This is a genomic window from Pseudomonas sp. XS1P51, from assembly GCF_054897845.1.
Genome location: NZ_CM142707.1, coordinates 500,993 through 525,159 on the forward strand (window position 1 = coordinate 500,993; position 24,167 = coordinate 525,159).

The 24,167-nt window shown below is 57.2% G+C and carries 16 protein-coding genes and 1 pseudogene; 12 read left to right on the top strand and 5 right to left on the bottom strand.

All coding sequences use genetic code 11. The features are described 5' to 3' along the window. Positions 1–22: 22 nt before the first annotated feature. Both ACYZUD_RS02430 and ACYZUD_RS02435 read left to right on the top strand, forming a co-directional pair. The gene (locus tag ACYZUD_RS02430; protein WP_177132583.1) at positions 23–1,711 is read left to right on the top strand and encodes a thiamine pyrophosphate-binding protein; all 1,689 of its coding nucleotides are present in this window, start codon (positions 23–25) and stop codon (positions 1,709–1,711) included. A gap of 68 nt (positions 1,712–1,779) precedes the next feature. Next, the gene (locus tag ACYZUD_RS02435; protein WP_462022431.1) at positions 1,780–3,231 is read left to right on the top strand and encodes an NAD-dependent succinate-semialdehyde dehydrogenase; all 1,452 of its coding nucleotides are present in this window, start codon (positions 1,780–1,782) and stop codon (positions 3,229–3,231) included. A gap of 24 nt (positions 3,232–3,255) precedes the next feature. On the opposite strand, the gene ACYZUD_RS02440 is transcribed toward ACYZUD_RS02435, so the two are convergent. Continuing rightward, positions 3,256–3,981, bottom strand: coding sequence for a FadR/GntR family transcriptional regulator (locus tag ACYZUD_RS02440; RefSeq protein ID WP_462022432.1), 726 nt, complete (start codon positions 3,979–3,981; stop codon positions 3,256–3,258). Between the two features lie 443 nt (positions 3,982–4,424). Here ACYZUD_RS02440 and ACYZUD_RS02445 point away from each other — a divergent pair, with 443 nt between their 5' ends. The 6 genes from ACYZUD_RS02445 (at position 4,425) to ydiJ (ending at position 12,539) form a co-directional block, all read left to right on the top strand. Beyond that, positions 4,425–5,573 carry a branched-chain amino acid ABC transporter substrate-binding protein gene (locus ACYZUD_RS02445; RefSeq protein ID WP_462022433.1) on the top strand — a complete coding sequence of 383 codons (1,149 nt, stop codon included), beginning with the start codon at positions 4,425–4,427 and terminating at the stop codon, positions 5,571–5,573. Between the two features lie 141 nt (positions 5,574–5,714). Next, a complete protein-coding gene (locus tag ACYZUD_RS02450; RefSeq protein ID WP_462022434.1) occupies positions 5,715–6,653 on the top strand; it encodes a branched-chain amino acid ABC transporter permease in 939 nt (312 codons plus the stop codon). An 11-nt stretch (positions 6,654–6,664) separates the two neighbouring features. Then, complete coding sequence (locus tag ACYZUD_RS02455) at positions 6,665–7,909, top strand: ABC transporter permease subunit (RefSeq protein ID WP_462022435.1); 1,245 nt, start codon at positions 6,665–6,667, stop codon at positions 7,907–7,909. Next, positions 7,906–8,679 carry an ABC transporter ATP-binding protein gene (locus ACYZUD_RS02460; RefSeq protein ID WP_462022436.1) on the top strand — a complete coding sequence of 258 codons (774 nt, stop codon included), beginning with the start codon at positions 7,906–7,908 and terminating at the stop codon, positions 8,677–8,679. The genes ACYZUD_RS02455 and ACYZUD_RS02460 overlap by 4 nt, the downstream gene beginning before the upstream one ends. A gap of 2 nt (positions 8,680–8,681) precedes the next feature. Continuing rightward, positions 8,682–9,398, top strand: coding sequence for an ABC transporter ATP-binding protein (locus ACYZUD_RS02465; RefSeq protein ID WP_462022437.1), 717 nt, complete (start codon positions 8,682–8,684; stop codon positions 9,396–9,398). Between the two features lie 108 nt (positions 9,399–9,506). Next, on the top strand, positions 9,507–12,539 hold the full coding sequence (gene ydiJ, locus ACYZUD_RS02470) for a D-2-hydroxyglutarate dehydrogenase YdiJ (protein ID WP_462022438.1): 3,033 nt from the start codon (positions 9,507–9,509) through the stop codon (positions 12,537–12,539). Positions 12,540–12,620: 81 nt separating this feature from the next. On the opposite strand, the pseudogene ACYZUD_RS02475 reads toward ydiJ, so the two are convergent. The 3 genes and pseudogenes from ACYZUD_RS02475 to ACYZUD_RS02485 all read right to left on the bottom strand — a co-directional run bounded on the left by ACYZUD_RS02475 (position 12,621) and on the right by ACYZUD_RS02485 (position 17,149). Further along, a pseudogene (locus tag ACYZUD_RS02475) lies at positions 12,621–14,074 on the bottom strand (tyrosine-type recombinase/integrase). A gap of 986 nt (positions 14,075–15,060) precedes the next feature. Beyond that, on the bottom strand, positions 15,061–16,008 hold the full coding sequence (locus tag ACYZUD_RS02480) for a 3-hydroxyacyl-CoA dehydrogenase (protein WP_462022439.1): 948 nt from the start codon (positions 16,006–16,008) through the stop codon (positions 15,061–15,063). Positions 16,009–16,042: 34 nt separating this feature from the next. Next, on the bottom strand, positions 16,043–17,149 hold the full coding sequence (locus ACYZUD_RS02485) for an ATP-NAD kinase family protein (RefSeq protein ID WP_462022440.1): 1,107 nt from the start codon (positions 17,147–17,149) through the stop codon (positions 16,043–16,045). A 175-nt stretch (positions 17,150–17,324) separates the two neighbouring features. Here ACYZUD_RS02485 and gcvPA point away from each other — a divergent pair, with 175 nt between their 5' ends. After that, positions 17,325–18,671, top strand: coding sequence for an aminomethyl-transferring glycine dehydrogenase subunit GcvPA (gene gcvPA, locus ACYZUD_RS02490; protein WP_462025171.1), 1,347 nt, complete (start codon positions 17,325–17,327; stop codon positions 18,669–18,671). After that, positions 18,664–20,202, top strand: a complete 1,539-nt coding sequence (gcvPB, locus tag ACYZUD_RS02495) for an aminomethyl-transferring glycine dehydrogenase subunit GcvPB (protein WP_462022441.1) — start codon at positions 18,664–18,666, stop codon at positions 20,200–20,202. Before gcvPA ends, gcvPB begins: the two co-directional genes overlap by 8 nt. A gap of 46 nt (positions 20,203–20,248) precedes the next feature. Here the strand turns inward: gcvPB and ACYZUD_RS02500 are convergent, their stop codons facing one another. Continuing rightward, positions 20,249–21,652: an aminotransferase gene (locus tag ACYZUD_RS02500; RefSeq protein WP_462022442.1), complete on the bottom strand. Its 1,404-nt coding sequence runs from the start codon at positions 21,650–21,652 to the stop codon at positions 20,249–20,251. Positions 21,653–21,769: 117 nt separating this feature from the next. On the opposite strand from ACYZUD_RS02500, the gene ACYZUD_RS02505 reads away from it, so the two are divergent. Then, a complete protein-coding gene (locus ACYZUD_RS02505; RefSeq protein ID WP_462025172.1) occupies positions 21,770–23,224 on the top strand; it encodes an NAD-dependent succinate-semialdehyde dehydrogenase in 1,455 nt (484 codons plus the stop codon). 63 nt (positions 23,225–23,287) lie between these two features. Then, positions 23,288–24,082, top strand: coding sequence for an IclR family transcriptional regulator domain-containing protein (locus tag ACYZUD_RS02510; protein ID WP_462022443.1), 795 nt, complete (start codon positions 23,288–23,290; stop codon positions 24,080–24,082). Positions 24,083–24,167: the final 85 nt, after the last annotated feature.

A 24,167-nucleotide genomic window follows, 5' to 3' on the forward strand; every position in this document is an offset into this window, starting at 1 on the left:
CGTGGCCTGATGGAGAACAACGATGACTAACAACAATTCCACAGCGACCCGCACAGGCGGTCAGGTGCTGGTCGATGCTTTACGCATCAATGGTGTCGAACGTGCCTTCTGTGTGCCCGGTGAAAGTTATCTGGCAGTGCTCGATGCATTGCATGATGCCAAGGATGATATTGAGCTGATTGTCTGCCGTCAGGAAGGTGGGGCGGCATACATGGCTGAGGCGTACGGCAAGCTGACGGGCAAGCCGGGCATCTGTTTCGTGACTCGTGGTCCGGGCGCAACCAATGCTTCGGTGGGCGTGCACACGGCGTTCCAGGATTCCACGCCAATGATCCTGTTCATCGGCCAGGTGGCCCGGGATCAGGTAGAGCGCGAAGCCTTCCAGGAGATCGACTATCGCCGCATGTTTGGTCAAATGGCCAAATGGGTCGTCGAAGTGGACGATGCCGCGCGCTTGCCGGAGCTACTCAGTCAGGCCTTCCATCGCGCCACCAACGGTCGACCGGGTCCGGTCGTCGTGGCGCTACCGGAAGACATGCTGACAGATCTGGTGGATGTCGCTGATGCCGGTCCTGCGCAGGCCATCGAGCCGGCCGCTTCGCCAGCTTCGCTCGAACAGCTGCAAAGCCTGATCGGTCAGGCGCAGCGCCCGCTGGTGGTGCTTGGCGGTGGCGGCTGGAGTTCCGAGGCTGTTGAAAACATTCGCGCGTTTATCGAGAAGCAGAATCTGCCGGTAGCGGCGTCGTTCCGCTGCCAGGACCTGTTCAACAATACGCTGCCTAACTACGCCGGTGACCTGGGCCTGGCGGCTGGTCCCGAGTTGGTCGAGGCGGTGAAAAATTCGGATCTGTTGTTGGTGATCGGCGCGCGTCTGGGCGAGATGACCACGGGGGGCTATTCGCTGGTCAATATCCCGGTGCCGAAGCAAAAGCTGGTTCACGTCCACGGGGGAATTGAAGAACTCGGGCGGGTTTATCAACCCACCCTGGCGATCAATGCCGGGATGAAAACCTTCGCGGCGCAGGTGGCAGCCTTGCCAGCCGTCAACCCGCAAGGGCTGGCTGACTGGACGGCACAACTCAACCGTGGCTACCGCGCCAATTTTGATTGCCCAGCTTCGCCGGGTCCAGTGCAAATGAGCGAGGTCATCGCCTGGCTCAATGATCGCCTGCCTCACGACAGCATCATCACCTGCGGTGCGGGCAACTACACCGGTTGGGTGCATCGCGGCTATCAGCACCGCACCTTCCGTACGCTGCTGGGCCCAACCAACGGCTCGATGGGTTATGGAGTGCCGGCTGCGGTGGCGGCCAAAATCACCGCGCCAGAGCGGACGGTCGTGGCATTCGCCGGTGATGGCTGTTTCCTCATGAACGGTCAGGAGCTGGCAACGGCCGCCAACTACGACGCCCGTCTGGTGGTAATCGTGGTGAACAACGGCATGTACGGCACCATCCGTATGCACCAGGAGCGTAGCTATCCAGGTCGCGTTTCCGGCACTGAATTGCATAACCCGGATTTCGCCATGTTGGCCCGTTCCTACGGCTTCCATGCCGAGACAGTCGTGGCGACCGAGCAGTTCGCCGAGGCCTTCGAGCGGTGTGTCGCTTCGCAGAAACCTGCGTTGATCGAGATTCAGGTCGATCCGGAGGCACTGACGCCTCGAATGACCCTGAGCCAGATACGCGAAAAAGCCCTCGCTTCGCGCTGATTGACCTTGGGCGGGACGGATTGATCGTCCCGCCTTTTTTTGCCTTCAATTTATACGAGCGCCTCATCATGAGACTTGCCGATCCTGAACTGCTGCGTGAATTTTGCTACATCGATGATCAATGGGTAGCGGCCGACAATGCTCAAACCATCGACGTTACCAACCCGGCCACCGGGGACGTGATCGGACGTGTACCGCGTATGGGGGCTAGTGAAACCCGGCGAGCGATCAACGCCGCTCAGGCCGCGTTACCCGCCTGGCGTGCACTCACGGCCAAGGAGCGGGCCGCTCGCCTGCAAGGCTGGTTTCGCGAAATCATGAATCATCAGCAAGATCTCGCGCAGATCATGACGGCCGAGCAAGGTAAACCGCTGGCCGAGGCGCGGGGCGAAATTGCCTTCGCTGCGGCTTACGTGGAGTGGTATGCGGAGGAGGGCAAGCGCATTTATGGCGATGTGATCCCATCCCCCCATGCTGATCGACGTCTGATCGTGACCAAGGAGCCTATTGGTGTCTGTGCCGCGATTACCCCGTGGAACTTCCCGGCGGCAATGATTACCCGCAAGGCTGCACCCGCGTTGGCAGCCGGATGTACGTTGGTGCTCAAACCGGCTTCGCAGACGCCTTTCAGTGCTCTGGCACTGTGTGTATTGGCAGAGCGAGCCGGCATCCCACGTGGTGTCTTGAATGTCGTTACGGGAGATTCCGGCGCGATTGGCGGCGAACTGACCGCCAGTCCTATTGTGCGCAAACTGTCGTTTACCGGCTCCACCCCAATAGGCATCAAGCTTCTTGAACAGTGCGCGTCAACGGTCAAAAAAGTCACCATGGAGCTGGGGGGCAATGCGCCTTTTATTGTCTTTGATGATGCTGATCTCGACGCTGCGGTCGAGGGTGCGGTGATTGCCAAATTCCGCAACGCCGGGCAGACCTGTGTGTGCGCCAATCGCTTCTTCATCCAGGATGGCATCTATGATCGTTTCGTCGAGAAGTTCGCCGCCCGGATCAATGGTCTAGTGGTGGGCGATGGCACTCAAGCAGGTATCGAGGTTGGCCCGATGATCGACAGCAAGGCTCTGGCGGGTGTCGAGGCGTTAGTGGTTGAGGCTCGGGAAGCCGGAGCGCGGGTGATTGCCGGAGGCAAACGTCATTCTTTGGGTGGTGCCTTCTACGAACCCACCTTACTGGGCGATGTCACGACCGATATGCGTGTAGCCCGTGAAGAAATCTTCGGCCCGGTGGCACCGTTGTTCCGCTTCAGTAGCGAAAGTGAGGTGATAGCCCAGGCAAACGCCACGGAGTTTGGCCTGGCCTGCTATCTCTATGCTCGTGATCTTGGGCGGGTGTGGCGAGTGTCGGAGGCTCTGGAATACGGAATGGTCGGTGTCAATGTTGGGGTGTTGGCCACAGAAGTTGCGCCATTTGGAGGAGTTAAATCCTCTGGCTTGGGGCGTGAAGGATCGCGCTACGGTATCGAGGATTACCTTGAAATCAAATACGTATGCCTTGGTCTGAGCTAATCAGCTGAAACGGCAGAGCGGAGATCACTCTCCGCTCTGTACCAGGCGTTGATAGCGTGAAAGGCTTTCTTCAAGATGCTTGCGCAAGGCGTTACGGGCCGCATTGATGTCACCCATAGTGATCGCCGAAAGAATCGCACCATGTTCACGACCGATCTTCTTGATGTGTGCCTGGCGGCTTTTGCCGGTGGATTGTCCGTGTTTGAGGTGCAGGTCAAATATGATATCTGGCCCCAATGCCTCTAGAAGCTGGGTGAAGTGAGGGTTATTGGTTGCGCGTGCAATAGCAAGGTGGAACTCGAAATCGGCCTTGGCCTCTTCTTCAAGATCATTGCCATCCAATGCGTTGAAGCGATCAAAGGCTTGCGTGATGTCGGCCATGCTCGTCGGGCTGCGTCGTTCCGCAGCTCGTGCAACGGATTCGGTTTCAATGCCGAGGCGAAGCTCCAGTACCTGCGCGGCGGCACGAACGTCGTCAATGGCGGTGCTGAGTGCATAGCCAATGCGCTTCACATCCTGCTCGACGACAAACACTCCAACACCTTGTCGCGCGATCAAACGCCCGCCTAGGCGCAGTGAGGCGACCGCCTCGCGGATGACCGGGCGGCTGACGCTGAATTCTTTGCACAGTTCCTGCTCGGACGGAAGTTTATCCCCCGGACGATACGTGCCCACATCAATTCGATTGGACAGTTCACGGATAACCGTCTCAGCAAGATTGCCCCTGCGTGCACCAGTTGTCGCGTCCATTTGTGTTGCTCCTTAACCTAGTTGCTCATCACGGAAGATAAATGGTTGAACAGCTGCGTCGACCTCGTCAATTAATTGCGAAGTCTCTATTTTTTTCGTCTGAAAGCCGATGATCCGGGCAGTTAACCACGTCCCATATGTTATCAAACATCTGACCTCTCATGGTGCGATCGTCCAATACTACCGTCGGAAACGCTTCGGATCTGTGCATTTTCCCGTCTCCCGAATTTCTTCGTTCGCATTTTTCTCGAGACCAAGCATACATCCATTGACAGTTGCCTGCTGACTGTTATCTTACAAGTGCGGCCGCTGATGGTGGCGACGCAATGCAGTGAGATTGTCCCGAATAAGGTCTGGTTGCTGTGATAGGCCCGGACGTGGAAAAGAAGACTTGCACGCCAACGTGCTCAATTCGTTTGTCCGATGATTTCTGGGAGGGGTATATGTATAAAAACAACCTGATCTTCACAGCGCTCGCTGCGGCCATGGCCTCAGCTCTAAGTGTTGGGATCGCCACTGCTGCTGACACTGAGCAGGTAAGAATTGGCTTTGCCGGTCCATTGACGGGACCATCAGGCCACCAGGGCCTTGACGTTGAGCATGGCGTGAGCATTGCGATCGAAGAGGCTAACCAGCAGAAGTTGAAAATTGGTGGCAAGGTCGCCGAGTTTAAACTGGTTTCGGAAGACGATGTCGCCGATCCACGTACGGGCACAGCAGTGGCCCAACGTCTTGTGGATGCGAAGGTGGCGGTGGTCATTGGCCACTACAACTCGGGTACTAGTATTCCTGCCTCAAAAATCTACGGCGACGCCGGCATTCCTCAAATCTCACCGTCTGCTACCAATCCAGTACTAACCAAACAAGGTATCAAGTCAGTTTTTCGGGTGGTCAACGATGACGCTACCTTGGGTCGTTACGCGGGTAACTATCTGGTCAACAAGCTTGAAGCCAAACGCATTGCCATCTTCGATGACCGTACAGCTTACGGTCAGGGTTTGGCGGATGAGGTTACAAAGGCTGTTAAGGCTGCCGGTGGCAACGTTGTCGTTCGTGAGTACACCAATGACAAAGCTACTGATTTCAACGCCATATTGACGACTGCTAAAGCTCAGCAAGCTGATGCGGTGTTCTTTGCTGCTCTGGATTATCAGGCTGCGCCAATGGCCAAGCAGATGAAAAACCTGGGCATAAAAGCGAAGTTCATGAACATCGGCAACCTGCCAAACGATGAGTTCAAGAAAATGGCCGGTAGCGCTGCTGAAGGTACCTATGCCTGGAACTACGGGACCCCTTTGCAAGACATGCCAAAGGGTGCGGCATTCGAGCAAAAGCTCAAGGATAAATATGGCGTCGGCGTCGTTCAGTCATCCCCGGCTGCATACGATGCTACATGGGCGGCGATCAACGCCATGGTCAAAGCACAATCGGATGATCCTGCCGTTTACCTGCCTGTACTGAAAAGCGAAAGCTATGACGGAGTGACCGGGACGATCGCATTCGACGACGCCGGCAATCTGAAAAATGCGGCGGCGACGATCTTCCAGTTTGAAGGCGGTAAATGGAAAACCCTGTCTGTCGAGCGCGATTAAGTCGTTAGCTACTACCAGAACTATAAGCGGGCCGTGATGGCCCGCGACAAAAACAAGAAAACTTTTTCTGATCTGCCATGAATGTCACCGCGTTGCGACCACTAGTCATCGTGGTTACTGCGCAGTTTTGAGGACTCACACGTGGAAGCCAACCTTAATATCTTGTTGCAGCAGGTCCTTAACGGTCTGGTGCTCGGCAGCATTTATGCCCTGGTTGCTCTGGGTTACACCATGGTCTACGGCATCATCGGTTTGATCAATTTCGCTCATGGCGAGATCGTCATGGTCGGCTCAATGGTGACCATTTCGGTGTTGACCATGCTGGCGGGTTTTGGATTCGCTCCAGGCGTGCTGACACTGCTATTCGCAATAATGATCGCGGCGATTGTTTGCATGCTGATGGCACAAGGTATGGAGAAGTTTGCCTATCGTCCCTTGCGCAAAGCCCCTCGTTTGACGCCGCTCATACTGGCAATCGGTATCTCTATTTTTTTGCAAAACCTGGCGATGATGATTTGGGGCCGGGGCTACAAGACCTTTCCCGAGGTCGTTGAGACTCGGCCGATTGAAGTGTTTGGCGCGACCATCACCAACGTACAGATGAGCATCATGATTATCTCGGTTGTCATCATGCTTGCACTCTGGTTGTTGGTGGATAAGACAAGGCTGGGTAAGGCCATGCGAGCTACTGCGCAAAACCAGGAAGTCGCTGGCTTGATGGGTATCAACATCAATCGGGTGATCTCCGCCACCTTTGTCATTGGTGCGTCATTGGGGGCTGTGGCAGGTGTTATGCGGGCTGTTAACTATGGCCAGGCTGATGCCTATATGGGTTTGCTCCTGGGGCTCAAAGCTTTTTCCGCAGCGGTACTGGGCGGAATCGGCAACCTTTTCGGGGCCATGGCTGGGGGCATATTGCTAGGTCTGATTGAGTCGCTTGCAGCGGGCTACACCGGTCAACTGACTGGCGGATTCCTGGGCGCCAATTATCAGGACATCTTCGCGTTCATGGTGCTCATCATGGTTTTGCTCTTCCGACCCAATGGTCTGATGGGTGAACGTCAGGCCGATCGCGCGTAGGAGGTTATCCCATGAAAGATCATTACGCTCAGTACGCGCTGCTCGCCCTAGCGTTCATTGCTCTTCCCTTTGTGGTTGACGCAATACCATTCCTTGGGCCGACCTGGGTCCGCATCCTCGGATTTGCGATGCTCTACGTGTTGTTGGCACTGGGGCTCAACATCGTCATTGGTTATGCCGGTCTACTGGACATGGGGTATATCGGTTTTTACGCCATTGGCGCGTACCTTTATGCCTTGTTGTCATCGCCCCATCTGAATATGGCGGGATTGGCTGAGGGTGTATTGAACTGGCCGATCTGGATCATTATTCCCCTGGCAGCCGTCATCGCAGCTTTTTGTGGTGTATTGATCGGTGCCCCGGTACTCAAATTACGGGGCGACTACCTGGCAATCGTCACCCTGGGTTTTGGCGAAATTATCCGGATCTTCATGAACAACCTGGACCAGCCGGTGAACATCACCAACGGCCCGCAGGGTATCTCCGGGATTGCACCGTTGCACATCGATGGTGGTTCCTGGAGTTACGTTGCTGGAAAAGCGCCCGATGCGATTTTATCGTTGCAGACCAAATGGAGTTTGTTCGGTTTGCAGGTTTCTCCGGTTATCAGCTATTACCTGTTCTTTCTGGCGGTAGTCATCCTGGCGATCATCTTGTCCAAACGCCTTGAAGTCTCTCGTATCGGACGCGCCTGGATGGCGTTGCGGGAGGACGAAGTCGCCGCTGAGGCGATGGGGCTGAACAAGCGCAATCTCAAGCTCTTGGCGTTTGCCATGGGCGCCACTTTCGGTGGCGTGTCCGGCGCTCTGTTCTCTGCATATCAAGGCTTCGTCAGCCCGGAATCATTCACTTTGATGGAATCGATCATGGTCTTGGCCATGGTGGTGCTCGGGGGCATGGGCTCGATTCGCGGTGTGGTGCTTGGCGCTCTGATCCTGTCGATCATGCCGGAAGTTTTCCGTGATCTGGTGAACTGGGTCCAGCCATTCGTTCTGGACAACGTGACCTTCATCAGTCGGGAAGTGCTGCGCAACATTCTCGATGCATCAACGCTGCGGATGCTGGTCTTTGGCCTTGCGCTGATTCTGGTCATGCGCTTTCGGCCGGAAGGATTGTGGCCATCGAGTCGACGTCGGGCTGAATTGCATGAAGATGAAAGCGAGCCTTTGGTATCAGGACCTGTGCTCGATAGCACTGTAGAGCACCTTGATCCGGCACCCGCCGAGTTCGGACTGAAAGAGGCAAATAAGGTATGAGCGACGTACTGCTGGAGCTGCGCTCGGTCAGCAAATTTTTTGGTGGTCTACAGGCATTGCATAGCATCGACCTGAGCATCAAGCGCGGAGAAATCCGCGGCCTGTTAGGTCCCAATGGTGCGGGTAAGACGACGTTGTTCAACGTACTTACAGGTCTGTATCGCGCCGAGGAGGGAAAGGTAGAGTTCAACGGTAAGCCGTTGCGCATCAGCAAGCCTCATAAAGTGGTGGAAGCCGGGATTTCACGCACCTTTCAAAATATTCGCCTGTTCCACAATATGACTGCGCTGGAAAACGTCATGATCGGGCGTCATGTGCGGACAAAATGTGGGGTGTTCGGCGCTATTTTGCGTACCCGGCGCTGCGTCCAGGAGGAACGTGAGATTCATGAGGCAGCGCGTTATTGGCTGAACTATGTCGGCATCGGTCGCCTCGCAGAAGAGTTGGCAAAAAACCTCTCCTACGGCGATCAACGCCGCCTGGAAATTGCCCGTGCGCTTGCAACAGAACCGCTTTTGGTTGCTTTGGATGAGCCCGCGGCCGGCATGAACGCTTCTGAGACCGAAGGGTTGCGCCAGCTGATCTGCAAGATGAAAGGCGATGGCAAAACGGTGTTGTTGATTGAGCACGATGTGAAGCTGGTGATGGGGTTGTGCGATCACGTTACGGTTCTGGAGTTCGGTAAAAAAATTGCCGATGGTCTGCCCGCGCAGGTGCAGAAAGACCCTCGAGTAATCGAGGCTTATTTGGGCACGGAGACGGTGGCTTAAGCATGAAAAATATCCTCCAAGTTAACGACCTGAAGGTCTCCTATGGAGCCATCCAGGCCATCAAGGGACTGGACTTTCATGTGGGCGAGGGAGAGATGGTTGCCTTGATCGGTGCCAATGGTGCAGGCAAGACAACTACGCTCAAGACACTGGCCGGCTTGCTGACGCCGACAGCGGGGCAAATTACCTTTGATGGCAAAGTCCATTCGAAGATCAAGAGCTATGACTTGATACGCGAGGGATTGGCGCTGGTACCTGAAGGACGGGGTATTTTCCCAAAGCTGACCGTTTACGAAAATCTGGAGATGGGGGCCTTCTCCCGCACTGACGGCAAAACAGCGATTGAAGCCGATATTGACCGTATGTTCGGCATATTTCCTCGACTCAAGGAAAGGGCCTTCCAGCTCGCCGGCACTATGTCGGGTGGTGAGCAGCAGATGCTGGCGATTTCCAGGGCGCTGATGGGCAAGCCAAAGTTGTTGTTGCTCGACGAGCCCTCTATGGGACTTGCACCGATTATCGTGCAAAAGATCTTCGAAACTATTCGTGAAGTGGTAAAGGGCGGGGTGACATTGTTGCTGGTTGAGCAGAACGCAAAACTCGCCCTTCAGACCTGTCAGCGCGCGTATGTGATTGACGGTGGTCGCATTGCATTGGAAGGGCAGGCGGATGAACTGCTTCACAACGAACAAGTGCAGAAAGCCTATCTCGGCGAATAATCGGAACACTTGTCGAAAAGCCATCGGATGTCATCCTCGCCCGTGCAGGTCGTCCCTTAGTTCGGGTGTGGTTGGCTTTGTCGTCCCCCGTCTTCGTGAGTCTTTTCAATGATTGCCCAGCTCCTGCCGAGCCTGACTACACCCGACTACAGCAATTTCCTTGCGGTTTTGAAAACGAGTGGGTTCAAAGGCGAGGTGGGAACCGACTACGCCAGTCGTACCGTCCTGGCGACGGATAATTCGATTTATCAACGGTTGCCGCAAGCCGTTATCTTTCCTTTGGATCAAGACGATGTGGCCTGTGTCGCGCGGCTTCTGGCTGCACCGGTGTATCGCGCAATAAAACTCACGGCGAGGGGAGGAGGGACTGGTACCAATGGGCAGTCACTGACCGAAGGGATCGTGGTAGATCTTTCGCGGCACATGAACAGGATCCTGGAAATTGATCCGCAGCGCAGGCGAGTCCGTGTCCAGGCGGGCGTTGTAAAAGACCAACTCAATGCGGCGCTCAAACCTCACGGCCTGTTTTTTGCCCCGGAGCTTTCCACCTCCAATCGGGCGACTGTTGGGGGAATGATCAATACCGATGCTAGTGGGCAAGGCAGTTGCACCTACGGCAAGACCCGGGACCATGTGATTGAACTGCACAGTATTCTGCTTGGCGGTGTGCATCTACATTCTCGGCCTCTGGATGAAGATGCGCTGGAGCGTGAATGTGCCCGGGATGATCGGATTGGAGAGGTTCACCGAGTCGTGCGAGACATCCATGCCGACAAGGCCGATCTGATCGAGGCCAGGTTTCCCAAACTCAATCGTTGTCTCACTGGATACGACCTCGCGCATATTCGTGACAACGACGGGCGCTTTAACCTCAACAGTGTGATGTGTGGTGCCGAAGGCTCATTAGGTTTTGTGGTCGAGGCGCTGTTGAATGTTCTACCGATACCCAAATATTCGGTACTGGTAAATGTGCGCTATGCCAGTTTTATGGACGCGCTGCGAGATGCTCGTTCGTTGATCGAGCATAAACCGTTGTCGATTGAAACGGTCGATTCCAAAGTGTTGGTGCTGGCAATGAGGGATATCGTCTGGCATAGCGTCGCTGAATATTTTCCAGAAGATCCTGATCGCCCAACATTGGGCATTAATCTGGTCGAGTTCAGTGGGGACGACATTCCGGAAGTCGAAGGCCGGGTGGCAGCGTTCATTGAGCATTTGCATGCGGATCAAACCGTAGAGCGACTAGGGCACACGCTGGCGCAGGGTGAAGAGGCGGTGAAGCAAGTCTATGCGATGCGCAAACGCTCGGTCGGTTTGCTGGGCAACGTACAGGGCGAGATTCGGCCTCAGCCTTTTGTCGAGGACACGGCAGTCCCGCCTGAAAACCTCGCGGACTACATCGCCGAGTTTCGTGCGCTGTTGGACAGTTTTGGTTTGCAGTATGGAATGTTCGGGCATGTCGATGCCGGTGTGCTGCATGTGCGCCCCGCACTTGATATGAAGGACCCTCGGCAGGCCGCATTGGTTCGTCCGATTTCCGATGGCGTGGCAGCGCTGACGCAACGCTATGGTGGCTTACTTTGGGGTGAGCATGGAAAAGGCATTCGCTCCGAGTATGCCCCGGCATTTTTCGGCGAGCTGTATCCATCCTTGCAAGCGGTAAAGTCTGCCTTCGATCCCTACAATCAATTCAACCCCGGAAAAATTGCCACACCATTGGGCAGCACCGAGTCATTGATCAAAATCGATGAGGCTGTCATGCGTGGCGATCTTGACCGACAGATCGATGAGCGTGTCTGGAACAGTTACGAATCTGCGGTGCATTGCAACGGTAACGGCGCTTGCTACAACTACGACCCAAACGATGCAATGTGCCCTTCATGGAAGGCCACGCGGCAGCGCCAACATTCGCCGAAGGGGCGAGCCTCCCTGGTCCGGGAGTGGTTACGTCTGCAAGGGAACGCAGGTGTTGACGTTCTTTCAACAACCCTGCGGCGCCCACACTTTCTCAGAGGCTTGCCGCAGCGCTGGCGCAACAGTCGGGCACAGCGACAGGGTAGTCCCGATTTCTCCCATGAAGTCTATGACGCCATGGCAGGTTGCCTCGCTTGTAAGTCATGTGCGGGCCAGTGCCCAATCAAGGTCAATGTGCCAGAATTTCGTTCACGGTTCCTGGAGCTTTACCATGGACGCTATCTTCGGCCTTTGCGCGATTATCTGATTGGTTCGCTGGAATTCAGCATTCCTTACTTCGCGAAGATTCCCGGCCTTTACAACGGGCTGATGGGAACGACATTCGTAAAGCGCTGGCTGGCTGAAAAAGTGGGTATGGTCGACAGCCCGCTGCTGAGTCGTTTCGATTTCCAGTCTGTTCTGAATCGCTGGAATGTCGAGCCGGCAACGCCAGGGCGATTGGCAATGTTGACCCCTGTTCAGGCCGGAAAAAGCGTAGTTGTCGTGCAAGACGCTTTCACCCGGTATTTTGAGACCCCCTTACTGGCCTCGTTTATCGAACTGGCATCGCGCATTGGTTTTCAAGTCTTCGTCGCGCCGTACAGCCCCAATGGAAAGCCGCTTCATGTGCAGGGATTTCTGGCTGCATTCAACAAGGCGGCGGTGCGCAATGCTGATCAGCTTCAGGCCCTGAGTGACTCGGGTGTGCGTCTGGTAGGTTTGGATCCCGCGATGACGCTGGTATATCGTCAGGAATATTCAAAAGTACCGGGTCTGGCTGAGGCTCCAGCGGTTGAGTTGCCTCAGGAGTGGCTGCTGGATTGTTTGAGTGAAGCTCCTATTCGCAAGATGCCGAGGACATTTCGCTTGCTGGCCCACTGTACGGAGAAGACCAATGTACCTGCGAGCAGCAAGCAATGGGTTGAAGTATTTCGGCGTTTAAAATTAGAGCTAAAGGTTGAAGCGACAGGTTGCTGTGGGATGTCCGGTACCTATGGTCATGAAGCGCGTAATCAGGAGATATCGCGGGTGATTTTTGATCAGTCATGGAAACGAAGGGTTGCTGAGGATGTGCCAGGTGAGCCACTTGCTACCGGCTACTCGTGTCGCAGCCAAGTGAAGCGCCTTTCTAGCAGAACCTTGAGGCACCCGCTGGAGGTTCTGCTGGAGGTATATCGAGGCATCTAGGCGAACGAACGCTTTTGACTCGAAGCAAGCGCTCGGCGAAAGCTACGAAATTATGAGGGATTCCGTAGTCAAGTATCTGACCTATTGAGGCGGTAGGGATCGAGTGGCTGCGTACGCTGGAAAAGACATCATCGACTCGGTTGGTGGGTGCTCATAGGTAGAGGATAAGACCGCACTGAGTCGATCACCCAGCAGGTTCCAGGCGCGCTTCTTCTCTTCGGCATAATCGTGATGCAGGTAGTGGCGTCTCACCCGGGAACCGGCCAGCACATGGTTCTGACAGCGATCAATGACGTCCAGGCTGACCCCCAAGGCCTGCATCATGGTTGCTCCCGTACGGCGCAGGTCATGCGGCGTCCAGTCACCGTTCTGGCTGTCGGCAAGGACCAGCGTATCGTCGTGACGCCGTCTGGAGAGGGCCTTGCGATTTTTGAACCGGGCCTGGCGATCGCCGACCTGTTTACTCACCACTTTTACGTCCACATGCCCATCATCCTGCTTGTTCGGAAAGCACCATTGGGAATGTCCCGTTAGGATCTTCAGTTCCTGAAAGAAATGCAGGGCGAAGGGGGAGAGGAAGACATGATGGTCCTGTTTCTTGCCGCGAGCGCCTTTGACGTTTTCACTGGGGAGGAACCACGTTTGCCGCTCCAGATCGACATTTTTCCATTCGGCCTGCAGTAACTCGCCAATCCGGCACAGCGTACCCAGGCTGATCCAGAGCGCGAGCTACGTTTCCTTCTTTAGCGGCCGAATGCCGTCGTATTTTTGGCCCGCGGGGAGGGCGTTGTAATCGGCGGTCATTTGCTGGAAGCGGTTGTGCAATTCCAACAGCTCCGCCGGTGAAAGGATCCGACTTCTTTCTGCCTCGTAGTCGGCAGGGATCAGGGGGAGATGTCGACCAGCTCAGTTGGATCACCCTCGACCAACAAGGCCCGCCAGGGTTGGCGCTTTCTGGCCCAGCTGAACATCTGAGTAAGGTCGGCGAAGAAACTGATGGCTTGCCGGTGAGCGTCGCGGCTGAGGACCGCTCGGATCAGCGCCCGAATATCGTGTTCGGACACACTACTGACTGACGTCTTGCCGAGTGCCGGATAAAGGTCCTTGTTAAAACGGCGCTGCAGCTCGGCATTGCCGTCTTTACGCGCGACGCCATCCAACAGCCACACCTTGGCCAGATCCTGGACGGTCAGTGTTTGCATTTTCGTCGACTTTTCCTGTTCGGCTTTTCCGTTCGTCGCGGCATGCGCCTGTGCCTTGGCGGTTTTCTTTTGCTCGTTGGGATTGATCTGATCATCAATGAGCGCCCGGGCCTGGTTGCGGGCCTTGCGGATGTCGGTCAGGGATTTGCGTGGCCAGGACCCGCAGGCGTACTCTTTGTTCTGGTCGCCCCACCGATAGCGATAGAAAAAGCTGACCGACACACCGTCCTTACGGACTGAGATTCGACCGGCCAGATTGCCATCCTCCCTGAGGATTCGGCCGGCATCGTTGGCAGTCAGTGACTCGAGTTCTTTGATGGTGATTTTGGCCATAAAACGGACTCCCCCTACTTTTCCCCCCACAAAACGACTGGCTCTGGGTGGAATCTTCACTATCTCCATACGGATTACACCCCCCGCATTTGCTGGCTTTCTCGGGTGAGCGGGTTAACTTCACAGCACAGCTTTTAGCCCTAGTCGATAGCTTGGTGTTTACTACCGGATTTCGTCCGAACCTGGAATTTTTGAAGGGGCTGGATTGCCCAGGAACTAAATATTGAGCTCAGCGTAACGGGCAGGCCGAGCACCTACGTGGGCTGTATTTTGTCGGTCTGCCGAGACTACGTAACTTGCTTCAGCGACACGCAGAGGTGTCGGATCGGATGTGTCTTACATCATGCCCAGCTTGATACGATTTGTTCGCGATGAGACGGTTTAGAAGACGACTTGGCGGTTGACGTATCTCAAGGCGTCGTTTTTCATTTTCAGCTCATTCACGTTCTCTTGCCTCCTCATTTTTCTCGGAGAGCCTTGATAGAAACTGATGCGGAACTCAAGCCGGCCAGGATGCTAGAAAGTTTTTTCTCGAGGTGTGCAGTCTTGGTGTCCTTCCAATTTTTCCGTTCTCCGTAATCCATCCGAGCTTCGATCTGAAAACTCAGTTCCCCCCGTTGAGGTCCATTCAAACTGCGGGCTGCGGAGGGACATGAAATTAGGCTCCCAAGGAGCACCGGGGCGGCGTTTTGGGGGAGGCGATGGTGGAATCGGGTGTTTGTCTAATCGCTCCATGAGTCGCACGGCCATGGGCTCGCCGTTAACAGTGGCAATGGTTTTTCCTTCCTTGTTGATCTTCCATGAATAACCTTCAGCCTCACCCTCTTTGATCAGTACATCAAAAAGGAGTACACCGATGGCACCACCTTTTACGATCCCTCGCCCATCAATTTCGTATTGGTTCTACCGCAGGGTTGTATTCCCCTCCTTGACGTAAAAGGCTGACCCATCCCGACTTGAGCCTCAAGGAGGCTCGCCGGGCACCGCTACTTATTTTTTCGTTTCAACTCATCACTGGCACGTTCCATTAGCGCTCGGTCTCGCCATGCGACCCGTTCTTCCCATTTGTCCAGTGGCACCAATGCCCGACGTTGTCCTTCAACCAAGGCCACCAGGTCAGCGGTCCACGGGTCATGCTGTCCACGTTCTGCGCCCATGCGTGCGTAGGCCGGGCCCATTTTCAGGGCGTGCGAACCGATGCCGCCGCGGGTGTTGAGGTCGACAGTTTCGAAGGGGCCCATGAATGCCCAGCGTAAGCCAAGACCCTGGCTCACCACTTTGTCGATGTCGGCGACCGAGGTAATGCCATCGCGCACCAGGCAATAGGCTTCACGCAGCAATGCCCCTTGCAGGCGGTTGAACACAAAGCCTTCGATTTCTTTTTGCAGGCGCACAGGCGTCAGGCCTGCTTCGGTATAAAGCGCCAGGGCTTGGTCTATGTGTTGTGTGGTGGTGAACGGCGCCGGGACGATTTCGATCACTGGCAACAAGTACGGTGGGTTGCCCGGATGTGCCACCAGGCAGCGGCTGCGCCCCGGCAGCGTGTCGGCGAAGCTGGAGGCTGTCAGGGCGGAAGATGAGCTGGCGAGAATCGCAGCGGGCGGGGCCAGGCTGTCGAGTTGACGGAACAGTTCGATTTTCAGGTCGAGCCGTTCCGGGGCGCATTCCTGGACCAGGGTGACGTCGGCGACTGCGCTGGCCAGATCACTGCACAGCGTGACCCGTGCGTCTAGGGCTTCTGGCGTTTCCTGGAGCAAGCCGTAGTGAACCAGTTCTGCGCAGCGACTGGCTATTTCCTGCCGGGCCAGTTGCAGGCGTTGGGCGTCCGGGTCTTGCAGGCGCACGCTCCAGCCGGCACGGGCGAAGACGATGGCGAATGCCACGCCGATGCTGCCGGCGCCAATCACGGCAACCACGTGGGGGGATGAGTGCATGAAGTCTCCTGTTGTTCTTTTAAGGGCAAAAAAGTCAGTACACGACGCGCACCATGGCGCTGCGTCCAGGGGCGGTGTGTACGCGGATAAAACCGCTGAGACGGGCGTCGATTTCCGGGTCGCCGCTGTCGACAAACAATTGGCCTTGGGGCAGCGCGGCGATTTTTGCGCTGCTCGCCAATACGTGTAGATGTGCTGGGCTAATCAAGGCGAGGACGGCGGCGCTGATTTGCTGGTTGCCGCGACCGAACAGGCAGCCCTGTCCTCCGGTGAGGCTGACGACCAGGTGCGCTGGATACCGCGCGGCGAGTGCCAGCAAGTCACTTTCGTTGGCGTCGCGACAGATCAATGTTTGACCGAGGTAGGCGTCGACGCCGAGCAGCGTGCCGTCACCGTTGAGGTGTTGGGCCAGCGCTTGAATCGTCCGGCCGGGGCCGAGAAAGTAGACATGTCCGGCCTGCATTTGCGCGGCAAACAGCGCTGCTTCAGCGGCCACGGCACGGTCCGGATCGGTGCTGCCCGACTTGGCGCTTTGCATGTGTCGTGGGTCTGCCGGCACCCGTACGTAACCATAGAGGCGGGTGCTGATGCGGTCGTTGCGGGAAGCCTCTTCATCGATGTCGAGCAACTCGGCTTCGCGGCTGGTGACGCTGCCATTGACGCAATGACGGACAAGTTCACCGGTGTGTTCCGGCGAACGGGCAAACACTCCGGAGTACATTTTCACCCCGCAGGGAATGCCGAGCAGGAGCGTCGGCATGGCCGAGGACGCTGCTGCCACATCGCGTGCGGTGCCATCGCCACCGGCGAACAGCAACAGGTCGACAGATTTTGCGAGCAGCGCACGGCAGGCTTCAGCCGTATCACGAGCTGAGTGAGTGGTTGCGGGTGTGGCGACCACCTGTGCGTTCAATCCCGCGGCGTGACAGGCGCGCTCACCCATTTCGCCGGTAACCGTAAATACCTGCGCATCGCAGCCGACCATGCGCCGTAGCGCCCGCACGCAACGTTCATGCGCTTTGGGCCGGGCGCCGAGTTGTAGCGCCAAGGCCACGATATCGGCACCGTCGCTGCCCTTCAGGCCAGTCGCTCCGCCAAGTCCGGCGAAGGGATTGATTAACAGGCCAACCTTGAACGCCATCGATACTCACCTTCGGGTCATTGAGCGGTTGCGAGCGTCAGCATTGCCACGTAGATTGTGCGCAATACAAACTTAAGTTCGCATTAATTCTAATATTGCGTCCGGAGGTAAGATGAGTCAACCCAGTTCAGCCCATCCGTTTATGGCCAACGCCTTGCCTGATATCAAGCAGGAGATGCTAGATATCCTTGGTATTGATTCCATTGAGGCGCTTTTCGAACAGATTCCTGAAACGCACCGCTTAAAGAAAGTTCCCGAACTTATGGGCGCTATGCGATCAGAAATGACCCTGAGCCGACATTTGCGCGAAATTCTCAGCCGCAACCGTAACTGCACCGATACGCTGAGCTTTCTCGGTGGCGGTTGCTGGCAGCATCACGTGCCGGCGATCTGCAATGAGATTGCCGGTCGCAGCGAGTTCCTGACGTCGGTGTGGGGCACGCCTTCATCCGATCAGGGTCGCTGCCAGGCGTGGTTCGAGTTCAGCAGTCAGTTGGGTGAACTGGTTGGCTGCGAGTACGTCGGCCTGCCGGTTTACAGCTGGGGCTGCGCCGCCGGGCATGCCTTGCGTATGGCTTCGCGATTGAATGGTCGCAGCACGTTGCTGTTGCCGCAGATCATTGATCCGGAGCGCTTGGCGGTGATTCGCAACTACTGCGAGCCCAACATGGTCAATGAGCTGACACTTGAATTCATTGCCGCCGATCCAGTGACCGGAGCCATGGACCTGCAGGATCTCGAGAACAAACTCGGCAGTCACGTGGCGGCGGTGTACCTGGAAACGCCGAACTACTTCGGCCTGATCGATGGCGCGACAGCGACCATTGCCGAGTTGACGCATGCCCAGGGGGCGGAATTTGTGGTCGGCGTCGATCCGATCTCCCTCGGCGTACTGGCGGCTCCAACGGATTACGGTGCCGACATTGTGGTTGGCACGATCCAGACTCTGGGCATTCCGATGTACGGGGGCGGCGGTCTGGGCGGGTTTATTGCCACCCGCGACGAAGAGCGTTATGCCCGCGAATATCCGACGCTACTGATCAGTATCACCACGACCATGCGCCCTGGCGAAATCGGTTTCGGCCTGTCCCTGGCCGAGCAGTCGTCATATGGGCTGCGGGAAAACGGCAAGGACTGGACCGGCAACTCGGTGTACCTGTGGGCCATCGCCAACGCGGTGTACATGTCGCTGATGGGGCCGCAGGGGTTTGCCGACGTCGGCGAACTGATCGTTGCGCAAGCGCATCAGGCGGCTCGACGCCTGAACGAACTGCCGGGGGTGTCGATTCGTTATGGCGATGGGTTCTTCAAGGAGTTCGTGGTCGATTTCAACGCCAGCGGCCAATCGGTGGCGGCGATCAATCAAGGGTTGCTGGCGCGGGGAATTTTCGGCGGGCATGACTTGAGCCAGGAATTCCCGGACCTCGGACAAAGCGCGTTGTATTGCGTGACCGAATTGCACCAGGACGCTGATATCGATCGCCTGGTCGACGCCCTTCGTGAGGTATTGAGCCATGAGTAAATCCGTCAAGTTGCGTCGATACCAGGCCGCCGTATGGGACGAGCCGGTGGTGATGACCCTGTCTCATCCCGGTCGTCGTGGCGTGGTGTTTCCTGCTGCTCGGGTTCCTTGTGACCTGAGCGTGATCCCGGCGGCGATGCGCCGTAAAACCTTGCCGCAACTGCCGGAAATGTCCGAGCCCGATGTGCTGCGCCACTATCTGCACCTGTCGCAGCAGACGCTAGGGATGATGGGCATTTCGCTGTTTGGCACCTGTACCATGAAGTACAACGCGCGGGTCAACGAAGCGATCACCGCGCGCGATGACGTGGCGCAGTTGCATCCTCGTCAGCCGGATTCAACCTTGCAGGGTTCGCTGCAGATCATGCACAACCTGGATTTGAATCTGCGGGCGTTGTCGGGCATGGACCGCTTTGTGTTTCAGGCGGCCGGTGGCGCCGACGCGGCGTTTCTGCATGTGTGCGTGACCCGCGCCTATCATGCCGCGCGCGGCGAGCTGGAAACTCGCGACGAAATCATCACCTCGATCCAGTCGCACCCGTGCAACCCGGCGACCGCGGCCACGGCGGGTTTCAAGATCATTACCTTGCCGCTGGAAGAGAACGGCTATCCGTCGCTCGATGCACTCAAGGCCGCGGTGTCGTCACGCACGGCGGCGCTGATGATCAACAACCCGGACGACATGGGCATCTACAATCCGGACATTGCCGAGTGGGTGCGGGTGGTGAAAGAAGCGGGCGGTTTGTGCTTCTACGACCATGCCAATTTCAACGGCGTGATGAGCAAGGTTCGGGCGCGGGATCTGGGTTTCGATGCCTGCATGTTCATGCTGCACAAAACCTTCGGCGCGCCGAAGGGGGGTGGTGGTCCGGCGGTGGGCGCTTATGGTTGCAGCGAGGAACTGATTCCCTATTTGCCGGGCCCGTTGCTGGTTGAAGAGCAGGGCGAATTCCGGCTGGAGGCGGGCAGTGAACTGGGCATTGGCCGGGTACGCGAGTTCCTGGGCAACCTGCCGCAAATCATCAAGGCCTACGCGTGGGTTCGGGCCATGGGCATTGAAGGGATTGCCGAGGCTTCAGATTTGTCGGTGCTGGCCAACAACTATATGGGCAAGGCGCTCAGCCAGATTCGTGGGGTGACCTGTTCGCATCCGCACGTCAAGGCGTGGCGGCTGGAGATGACGCGCTACAGCCTCGAAGTGCTGGAGCGGGAGACGGGTATCAGTGCCTACGACGTGCAGAATCGCATGGTCGATTACGGCGTCGATGCCTTCTGGCTGGCTCATGAGCCGTGGGTGATCGCGCAGCCGTTTACCCCCGAGGCGGGGGAGATGTGGTCCAAGGAAGATATCGATTACTGGATCGCGGTGCTGGCCCAAGTGTGCCAGGAAGCCTACGACAACCCTGAGCTGGTGCGTACCGCGCCGCACAACCATCCGATCGGTCGTCTCGACACTGGCCCGCTTGAAGACCCGGCCCGCTGGGCCACCACATGGCGCGCTTACCAACGTAAGCACGCTGACGCGTTGTAACCTGATAGCCGCCAGCGCAGTCTACGCTGTCGGCTACAGATTGTTTTCAGCCTTTCCAGTGACCTTCGGCGTGCAGTTGGGCGAACACTTTGTCCACTGCGCGGCGAGCGCGCGCGACCATTTCGGCGACTTCATCTTCGCTGATCACAAACGGCGGCGAGAAGGAGATCGAATCACCCTGTGGCAATGCGCGGGTGATCAGGCCTTCCTCGAGCGCCGCGCGGGCGATGCGCGGGGCGACCTTCAGTGCCGGGTCAAAAGGCTTCGCCGGGTCCCGTTGAGCGACAAACTCGACAGCGCCCATCAAGCCGACGCCGCGTATCTCGCCGACCGCAGGATGATCGGCGAAGGTTTCACGCAGCAGCCGATGCATCAGGTCGCCCCGCGCGCCGGCCTGAGCAACCAGGCCTTCTTCTTCGATGATCTGTAGGTTGGTCAGTGCAACGGCTGCCGCCAGCGGGTGGGCACTGTAGGTGTAGCCGTGGGCGAAAGCCCCGTACTTTTCGCCACCGAGCAGCAGGCCTTGCCAGATTTTTTCGGAAATGATGCACGCCGACAGTGGCACGTAGGCCGAAGTAATGCCCTTCGCGACGGTCATCAGGTCGGGGCTCATGCCCATTTTTTCGCTGCCGAACTGGGTGCCCAAACGACCAAAACCGCAGATCACTTCATCGGCGATCAGCAGCACGTCGTATTTGTCGAGTACGGCTTGCATCGCCGCGTAGTAGCCCATCGGCGGCACGATCACGCCACCGGCGCCCATCACCGGTTCCATGATCATCGCAGCCACAGTGTCCGGGCCTTCGGCGAGAATCAGGTTTTCCAGGTCAGCGGCCAGGCGTGCGACGAACGCCGCATCGCTTTGACCGGGTTCCGCTTGCCACAAACGGTGCGGCGCTGTGGTGTGGCGGATGAAGGGCAGCGGCAGGTCGAAGCCGGCGTGCATTCCCGGCAGGCCAGTGAGGCCGGCCGCCACCACGGTTACGCCGTGATAACCGCGATTGCGCGCGATGATTTTCTTTTTCTGCGGCAAGCCGCGGGCATTGTTGTAGTACCAGACCAGTTTGACTTGAGTGTCGTTGGCGTCGGAACCGGAGTTGCCGAAGAACACCTTGGACATCGGCACTGGCGATAACTGGATCAGTTTCTCGGCGAGCAGAATCGGTGTGTCGGTCGCCATCGACGAGAACGAATGGTAGTAGGGCAGGCGCATTGCCTGTGCATGCAGGGTGTCGGCGATCTCCTTGCGACCGTAGCCCACGTTGACGCACCACAGCCCCGCCATCGAATCGATGTAGCGACGACCGCTGGTGTCTTCCAGCCAGACACCTTCGCCTTTGGTCATCACCAGCGGGCCGTTGCGTTCATGCTCTGCGAGGGCGGTGAATGGATGAAGAAAATAGCGCCGATCCAAGTCATGCAGATCAGTCGATGGGGTGAGTGGATCCATGATCTCTCCTGTTGCGAACCAAGTTTTCGGTTGATGATTTGTGCGCATTGCGGTGTTATGGGCGTTGTGCGAACATAAATGTAGCACCTTAATTCCGCAACGAGGAAACAAATCATGCTGAACTTGAAAGACCCTTCTCTGCTCAAGCAAGCGATCTTCGTCAATGGCACCTGGTCGGTTCCGCAAGGTTGTGGCTGGATTGAGGTGACTAATCCAAGCACCGGCGAACTCGTGGGGCGTGTGCCCAAGGCCGGGCGCGCCGAGACGATCAAGGCCATTGAAGGGGCCGAGCAGGCGTATCGGTTGTGGTCGGCTCGTACGGCTGGCGAACGGGCGAAGGTGGTCAAGCGTTGGTACGACCTGATTGTGGAAAACGCCGATGACCTGGCATTGATCCTCACCGCAGAACAGGGCAAGCCGCTGGCCGAAGCCAAGGGCGAAATTCTCTACGGCGCTGCGTTTTTCGAGTGGTTCGCGGAAGAGGCCAAACGAGTTTACGGCGAAATCCTGCCCGCGGCGCAGCCGGGCCAGCGCCTGTTGGTCTTGCGTCAGGCGATCGGTGTGTGTGCGGCAATCACCCCGTGGAATTTCCCGATGGCGATGATCCCGCGCAAGGCCGGCCCGGCGATTGCCGCCGGTTGCAGCATGGTGCTCAAGCCGGCCAGTGCCACACCGTTTTCAGCGCTGGCCTTGGCTGAGCTCGGCCACCGCGCCGGGTTGCCGGCCGGTGTGTTCAGTGTGGTGACCGGCGCGGCCGGGGAAGTGGGCGACGAGTTGTCGACGCATCCACTGGTGCGCAAGGTGACCTTCACCGGTTCCACCGAAGTCGGTCGTTCACTGATGGCCAAGGCCGCCGGTACCATCAAGAAAGTCGCGCTGGAGCTGGGCGGTAACGCGCCGTTGATCATTTTTGACGATGCCGATATCGAGGTCGCAGTCACCGGCGCCATCGCGTCGAAGTTCCGCAACATGGGCCAGACCTGCGTCTGCGCCAACCGCATCTATGTGCAGAGCGGCATTCATGATCGTTTTGTGGCGCGTTTCGCCGAGGCCGTTGCGGCGCTGAAGGTGGGCGACGGTCAGGCTGAAGGCGTGCAACAAGGACCGTTGATCGATGAAGCTGCGGTGCGCAAAGTTCAGGAGCATATTGAAGATGCGCTGGCGTTGGGCGCACGGATCGTCACCGGTGGCCATCGTCACGCCCTGGGCCAGACTTTTTTCGAGCCGACGGTGCTCGCCGATGTAACTGCTTGCATGCGCATTGCGGTGGAAGAAACCTTTGGGCCGGTGGCACCGGTGTTTCGTTTTGAAACCGAAGCCGAAGTGATCGCGGCCGCGAACGACACCGAGTTCGGCCTGGCCGCGTACTTCTTTACCCGCGACAATGCGCGGGTCTGGCGGGTCAGTGAGGCACTTGAGGTTGGTATTGTCGGGGTCAACACCGGTGCCACTTCTTATGAAGGTGCGCCGTTCGGCGGGGTGAAGTCGTCAGGCATCGGCCGCGAAGGTTCGCACCATGCCATCGAGGAGTTCACCGAGCTGAAATACGTATGCGTTGCCCAGGTGAACTGATATATTCCGGTCTAAACTTCTGTGCGCATGTCGCACAGACTTTATTAAGGAATGGTGTCAAAAATGCTCGAATCAGAATCAACGATCGACGACCTTGAGAACCGTGATCGCGATTATGTGGGTTCTTTCGCACGCGGTCTCGAAGTCATCAAGACCTTCACCCGTCACACGCCACGGCGGACCCTCAGCGAGGTTGCCGAAGCGAGCGGCATGAGCCGGGCGACGGCGCGGCGTTTTCTGCTGACCCTGGTACGTGAAGGTTACGCCGACAGCGATGGCAAGTATTTCAGCCTGAAGCCAAAGATCCTCGAGATCGGTTTTTCAGCCTTGTCCTCGATGAATATCTGGGACGTGGCGCAGCCAATCATGAGTGCGTTGTCCGACCGCTTGCAGGAGTCTTGCTTCGCTGCCGTACTGGATGGCGATTCGGTGATTTATGTGGCCCGGGCCAACTCGACGCGGGTGGTCAACATCAGCATTTCGATTGGCAGTCGCTCGCCGGCACATAGCGTTTCGACCGGGCGAGTACTGCTTGCAGCGCTGCCCGAGGCCGAGTTGCAGGAGTATCTGGATAAAACCACGTTAACCAAATTCACCCAGCACACCGTGACCTCCAAGGTGAAGCTGCGTGAGCTGATCAACGAAACCCGCCTGCGTGGCTGGTCGATTGTCGATCAGGAACTGGAGATCAGCCTGCGCTCTATCTCGGTGCCGATTCGCGACCGCGATGGCAGGGTTGTCGCAGCACTCAACGTGCCTTGCCCGACCGAGCGCGTCACCTTGCAAGACATGAGCACGCGGATCTTGACGGAATTGCTGGAAGCCTCGAAAAACATCACGCAGGCTCTTCAAAGCTAATCATCCGGCCTCGCTTGCCGCCCAATAGTTCGCGCTCTGATCCCCGATCGAGCGCGTTTTTTTTGCCTGAAATTTGTCCTTCGTT

Bases quoted from the DNA above. Each gene is read 5' to 3' on its own strand.
- ACYZUD_RS02430 (WP_177132583.1), top strand. From the start codon at position 23: ATGACTAACAACAATTCCACAGCGACCCGCACAGGCGGTCAGGTGCTG.
- ACYZUD_RS02435 (WP_462022431.1), top strand. From the start codon at position 1,780: ATGAGACTTGCCGATCCTGAACTGCTGCGTGAATTTTGCTACATCGAT.
- ACYZUD_RS02440 (WP_462022432.1), bottom strand. From the start codon at position 3,981: ATGGACGCGACAACTGGTGCACGCAGGGGCAATCTTGCTGAGACGGTT.
- ACYZUD_RS02445 (WP_462022433.1), top strand. From the start codon at position 4,425: ATGTATAAAAACAACCTGATCTTCACAGCGCTCGCTGCGGCCATGGCC.
- ACYZUD_RS02455 (WP_462022435.1), top strand. From the start codon at position 6,665: ATGAAAGATCATTACGCTCAGTACGCGCTGCTCGCCCTAGCGTTCATT.
- ACYZUD_RS02460 (WP_462022436.1), top strand. From the start codon at position 7,906: ATGAGCGACGTACTGCTGGAGCTGCGCTCGGTCAGCAAATTTTTTGGT.
- ACYZUD_RS02465 (WP_462022437.1), top strand. From the start codon at position 8,682: ATGAAAAATATCCTCCAAGTTAACGACCTGAAGGTCTCCTATGGAGCC.
- ydiJ (WP_462022438.1), top strand. From the start codon at position 9,507: ATGATTGCCCAGCTCCTGCCGAGCCTGACTACACCCGACTACAGCAAT.
- ACYZUD_RS02480 (WP_462022439.1), bottom strand. From the start codon at position 16,008: ATGCACTCATCCCCCCACGTGGTTGCCGTGATTGGCGCCGGCAGCATC.
- ACYZUD_RS02485 (WP_462022440.1), bottom strand. From the start codon at position 17,149: ATGGCGTTCAAGGTTGGCCTGTTAATCAATCCCTTCGCCGGACTTGGC.
- gcvPA (WP_462025171.1), top strand. From the start codon at position 17,325: ATGCTAGATATCCTTGGTATTGATTCCATTGAGGCGCTTTTCGAACAG.
- gcvPB (WP_462022441.1), top strand. From the start codon at position 18,664: ATGAGTAAATCCGTCAAGTTGCGTCGATACCAGGCCGCCGTATGGGAC.
- ACYZUD_RS02500 (WP_462022442.1), bottom strand. From the start codon at position 21,652: ATGGATCCACTCACCCCATCGACTGATCTGCATGACTTGGATCGGCGC.
- ACYZUD_RS02510 (WP_462022443.1), top strand. From the start codon at position 23,288: ATGCTCGAATCAGAATCAACGATCGACGACCTTGAGAACCGTGATCGC.